This is a genomic window from Paraburkholderia sp. RL18-101-BIB-B, assembly GCF_046026985.1.
Classification (GTDB): Bacteria; Pseudomonadota; Gammaproteobacteria; order Burkholderiales; family Burkholderiaceae; genus Paraburkholderia.
This window is the reverse complement of sequence record NZ_JARESV010000113.1, coordinates 1-5,625: the sequence shown is the minus strand read 5'-3', so window position 1 is coordinate 5,625 and position 5,625 is coordinate 1. Positions and strand designations below refer to the sequence as shown.

3 protein-coding genes are annotated in these 5,625 nt (G+C 62.4%); all 3 read right to left on the bottom strand.

The genetic code is table 11. The features are described from left to right. A partial coding sequence (locus P0D73_RS45835) for an alpha-amylase family glycosyl hydrolase (protein ID WP_408436306.1) occupies window positions 1–1,414 on the bottom strand: 1,414 nt, incomplete at its 3' end. A 12-nt stretch (window positions 1,415–1,426) separates the two neighbouring features. Continuing rightward, window positions 1,427–4,165, bottom strand: coding sequence for an MGH1-like glycoside hydrolase domain-containing protein (locus P0D73_RS45830; protein ID WP_408436303.1), 2,739 nt, complete (start codon window positions 4,163–4,165; stop codon window positions 1,427–1,429). 268 nt (window positions 4,166–4,433) lie between these two features. Continuing rightward, window positions 4,434–5,549 (bottom strand): AI-2E family transporter YdiK, encoded by a 1,116-nt coding sequence (ydiK, locus tag P0D73_RS45825; protein ID WP_408436299.1) that lies wholly within the window; start codon window positions 5,547–5,549, stop codon window positions 4,434–4,436. Window positions 5,550–5,625: the final 76 nt, after the last annotated feature.

The following is a 5,625-nucleotide window of genomic DNA, read 5'->3' as shown; positions in this document are numbered from 1 at the left end:
AAATGAGATCGTTGCCGTCGCGATCAAAACTGGCCGGCCCCATCATGTCCTTCATCCGCACCGTGCGGCCGGCCATGTCGGGAAACGGGAGTCGCACGTAACACTGGCTCTGGTTGTCGGCGTAGTTGACGGCAACGAGCCGCCGTTCGCCGTCGGCTCGTTGCCAGGACCACGCGATGAAACAATCCGAGGTCCTGTTGCCCTCCCACGCCGGCACGCATTCGAGCAGGTTCCACGCGCCGTCCCGAAAGACCGGTTGCCGCAGCACTGCCATCAGGTTCTGATAGAACCGTTGCAGCCTTGCGTCGATAGGCTCCTGTGGCGACCGGACCAGGTGCGGCGAGATGCGTTTCCTGCAGCCCTCGAACTGGCCTTGGTGAAAGAAGCGCAGACCAGGCGAAAGAAACGTGATGATGGCGCCTGCCTCGTGCCTGCCGGGTTCGAAGGCCGCCGCGGTCCGGGGCTCGTCGTGGTTTTCCAGAAAGCGGGCCAGCTTGTCCTGGTAATCGAGCCCGGCGTGCAGATGCTCGCGCACCGACCGTGCGTGCGCATCGCGCAGGCGGTCATACATCTGCTTGTCATAGGCGTAATCGAAGCCCTGCTGCTGCATCGTCCATTCCAGGTCCCAATAGACCTCCGCCATGAACAGGAACTGCGGATGCTCGCGCTGCACGGATTCGATCGCCTTCGGCCAGAAGGGATCGGCGCGAATGTTCCAGGTGCGTTCGAACACGTCGGGCAAGACCAGCATGGCCATGTCGCATCGCACGCCGTCGCATTGCCCTGCGATTCTTTGCAGCTCGCCGATCATCGCCTGCTGTAACTCCGGATTGCCGTAGTTGAGCTGCGACGTATCGGGCCATCCGTCGAAGTATGGATCCCGGCCGTGGGCAAGCACCAGCGGACCGTTCCTTGTCTGCACCCGGTAGTAGTTGCGCGGTGAGCGAGCCAGGTCCGCCTCGCTCCCGTGGACGAAGTAGTCCGGATCCTCATCGATCCAGTCGTGATCCGGCGCCATGTGATTCGGCACGAAGTCGAGCATCAGCTTCAGTCCGCGTTGCTGCAGACGCTGCCGCAATCGGGCGAGCGCCCCGGCGCCGCCCAGATCGCGATGGACGGTGTAGCTCTGGATGGCGAACCCGGAGCCGGCGATGTCTTCGTCGCAGAGGTCCGGTATCGTTTCGGCGAATTCGCGACGCCATTCGGGATTCGCCCGCGAGATCGCCCGCGCTGCGGGGCCGGTCTGCCAGACGCTCAGCAACCAGATCCAGTCAAAGCCCAACTCGGCGAGGCGATCCAGTTCGGCATCCGGAATATCGTCCAGCGTCGCGCGCCTCCCCAGCACGCGGGACAACCCGGTCAGCCAGACGCGGGTGTTGATCTGGTACAGCGCCGGGTAGCGTAAGTCGAACATATTCTCTCTCCTTTACTTCTCGCCGATCCCTTCTCCGCCCACCTGCCCTCTTACGATCCCCGCCATCACGCGCCCGCGTTCGGTTTCCAGCATGGTTTGCGCATCGACACGCCCAAACAGGTCCAGGAGAGGAGCGACGAGGCCCGTCCAGCCTGTCTGGTGGCTGGCCCCAAGGCCCGCGCCATTGTCACCGTGGAAGTACTCGTAAAACAGGATCAGGTCGCGCCAATGCGGATCGTCCTGGAATCTGGCCGTCCCGCCGTAGACGGGCCGTAGCCCGTCGGCATCGCGCAGAAACGTACCCGTCAGCCGACGGACAAGCTCCTGCGCTACCTCGAAGAGCGTCATGTGCGGCCCCGTCCCGGTCGGACATTGAACCTTGAAGTCATCGCCGAAAAAAGTGTAGAAATTCACCAGCGCCCGGACGATCAGCAGATTGACTGGCATCCACACCGGGCCGCGCCAGTTCGAATTGCCACCGAACATGCCGGTATTCGATTCGGCCGGCAGGTACTGCACCTTGTACTCCTGTCCACCGACGTGAAGCACGAACGGATGTTCCAGGTGATAGCGAGAAAGCGAACGAATGCCGTGCGGCCCCAGGAACTCGTTCTCATCGAGCAGGTAACCGAGCACGCGCTCGAGTTTCCGCTTGTTGAGAATCGATAGAAGTCTCCGTTCCCTATGGCCGATGAAACCCGCGTCGGTCGGAGCCACATGGGCAACCAGCTCGGGGTAGCGTTTTCGAAACTGCGCAATCAGCTCCATCAGCTTCGGATACCGCATGACAGACTCCGCTTCGAACACCGTGGACGCGCACAGTGGCAACAATCCCACCAGTGACCTTACTTTCAAACGCATCGTCTGGCCGTCGGGGAGCCGCAACAGATCATAGAAAAAACCGTCCTCCTCGTCCCACATCTCATCGCTATGTTCGCCACGACGGTCCATCGCATAGGCGATCCACATGAAATGCTGGACGAACTTGAAGGCGACCTCCTCGTACATCGGGTCGTACTCGGTCAGAATCATGGCCATCTCCAGCATGCTCTGGCAATAGAACGCCATCCACGCCGTCCCGTCCGCCTGCTCCAGCGAGCCACCAGTCGGGAGCTGTGCACTGCGATCGAATACACCGATGTTGTCCAGACCCAGAAAACCGCCAGCGAAGACGTTGCGGCCCGCTGGGTCCTTGCGATTGACCCACCAGTTGAAATTGAGCATCAACCCCTGAAACGAGCGTTCCAGGAATCGCAGGTCGGCCCGACCCAGCTGTTTCTCGTACTTGTACAGCCAGAGCGTGGCAGCGGCATGCACTGGCGGATTCACGTCGCTGAAGTTCCACTCGTAGGCTGGAATCTGCCCGCTTGGGTGGACGTACAGGCTGCGCAGCATCAGCAGCAGCTGCTCCTTGGCGAAATCGAAATCCACCAGCGCCAGGGAGACCGTATGGAAGGCCAGGTCCCAGGCGGCGTACCACGGATACTCCCACTTGTCCGGCATGGAGATCACGTCGGCATTCAACATGTGGAACCACTCGGTGTTGCGCACGTCGTGGCGCTGGGCCTCGAGCAATGGATGACTACGGTGCTCGCGCAGCCAGAGCTGCAGGTCGAAGTAGTAGTACTGCTTGCTCCACAGCATTCCCGCCAACGCCTGACGGTGCACCCGGCGCTGGTCTTCGGTCAACGATGCGGGCGCAATCCGCTCGTAGAACTCGTCAGCGTCGGCGATGCGGCTATTGAATATGTTCTCGAAGTCGCGGAACGCATTGTCCAGTTTGGTTGCCATCAGACGCAGCTGGATGGTCGTGCTGCCGCCGCCGGGCACGTCGCAGATATAGTGGGCCGCGGCCTTGGTTCCGGTCCTGGCGGGATTCACCGCGTCGCCTTGTCCCGAAATGACGTAGGCGTGGAACGCATCCTTGACGTAGGGAGACGCGTTGGGCTGGCCCCACAGACGCTGCGCATTGCTCTCGTTCTCGGTGAAGAGCGTCTCCGGGGAGCCATCGCAATGGAGCCAGTACTGGCCCAGTTCAGGGTGCGTGGCCTGAATGGCGCCTGGGCCCGCATCGAGCAGCGAGGGCTTGCGATCGTCCTCACCCCATGACCATGTGTTGCGGAACCATAGCGTCGGCAGGACCCGCAGCCGTGCCGCTTCTGGTCCGCGGTTGTGCACGGAAATACGAACGAGGATGTCGTCCGGATCCGCCTTCGCGTATTCGACGAACACATCGAAATACCGGTCATCATCGAAGACACCGGTGTCGAGCAGTTCGTACTCGAACTCCTCCCGCGATCGCCTCCGGTTGGTCTCGATCAAGTCCCGATAGGGATATTCTCGCTGCGGGTACTTATAGAGGTACTTCATGTAGGAGTGGGTGGGCGTGCTGTCGAGGTAGAAGTAATATTCCTTGACGTCCTCGCCATGGTTGCCCTCGCTGTTGGTGAGGCCGAAGAGGCGCTCCTTCAAGATCGGATCGCGCTCGTTCCACAACGCAAGCGCAAAGCACAGCTGCTGCCTCTCGTCGCAGAGTCCGCCGAGCCCGTCCTCGCCCCACCTATAGGCACGTGAGCGGGAATGGTCATGGGTGAAGTAGTTCCAGGCATCGCCGTTGTCGCTGTAGTCCTCTCGCACTGTCCCCCACTGCCGCTCGCTGAGGTAAGGCCCCCACTTCTTCCACGGCACCTGGGCCTCACGCGCGTCGTTCAGGCGTTTTTGTTCCGCTACGTCCACTATTCCAGTACCCATGCTTTTGCTCCGTTAGGGGTAAATGAACTCAGCTCGACGCAACACAGGCGGGCGCGCCACACCGAGCGCTCATCGTGCGCGATTCAGGCAACGCCGGTGCATCGGTATGTGTGGCGTTGAACGTTCTGCTTGCTTGAAGACCTCATCAAATACGCCTTGACGGTACAAAAACTCATAACGTCCCCGGGAAACGGCATATCGTCGGTACATTCATGTCAAGCGCGTTACCCGACGCAATCGCCGTATCACGCGCGGCGCGTCGGTGGTGCTACCGCCGCTCGCGATCCGGCGGGTCGCCGGTGCTCGTGAGCGCCGGTTCGATGGGCGCCGGTGGCGCCTCCTCGTCGATCCACGCCTGCAGCAGCGTGGAGGTCACCGCGAGTATCACCGGGCCGATGAACAGGCCGACGATCCCGAACGCGATCACCCCGCCGATCACCCCGATCAGGATCAGCAGCAGCGACAGGTCCACGCCTCGCTTGATCAGCAGCGGCCGCAACACATTGTCGAGCAGCCCGACGAACACCGACCAGACCCCCAGCGCGATTCCCGTGACAAGCTGGTCGTGATAGATCAGCCAGACCACGGCACCGATCAGCGGAAGGCCCGGACCGATCTGCGCGAGACAGAGAATCAGGATCAGCGCTGTCAGGATCCCCGCGCCGGGGATTCCGGCGACGTACAGGCCCAGCCCGGCGAGCGTCGCCTGCGCGACCGCCGTTACGACGATCCCGAGCGCGACCGCGCGGATCGACAATCCGGCAAGCCGCACTGCCGCCGCCCCGCGTTCGGCGGCGATGCGCGCCGCGAAACGCACCACGCTGCTGGACGCGGCCTCGCCCTGCGAATAGAGAATGCCGGCGATGATCAGGGTCAGCACCAGGTGGATCACCAGCAAGCCGACCGTGCCGGCTTGCGAGAGCAGCCATTTCGCGGCTATCAGCGCATAAGGCTGCACTTGTGCAAGGATGCCACCGCGACCTGCGTCGGACAGGCGCTGCCACTCGCGTGCGAGGCCTTCGCCGGCGAGCGGCACCTGATGCAGCCAGCTGGGCGGGGGAGGCAGCGAGTAGTTCGGCAGCGCCTCGGCCTGGTCGACAATGTCGCCGCCGTGCTCGGCGATCGTCGACACCGCCCCGTACAGCGGCAGCACGATCACGACCAGCAGGCCGATCAGCATCACGGTGACGGCGATCCAGCGACGGCCACCGACGCGCTTTTCGATACCGATCATCACGGGCCAGGTGGCAACGACGATCATCGTCGCCCAGATCAGCGCCGGCAGAAACGGACGGACGATATAAAGACTGCCGAAGATCAGCAGCGACAGAATCACGATGATCAGCAGGATGCGGGCAATATCCGCTTGCGGTCGCGACTTCACGTCATTCTCCTGACACGCGATCAGGCCAAAGCCGCGCGGGGGCATGCGGTCCGGTGGCGCATACCGCCGACAGGGC

Coding starts and splice junctions, on each gene's coding strand:
- P0D73_RS45830 (WP_408436303.1), bottom strand. CDS start 4,165: ATGGGTACTGGAATAGTGGACGTAGCGGAACAAAAACGCCTGAACGAC.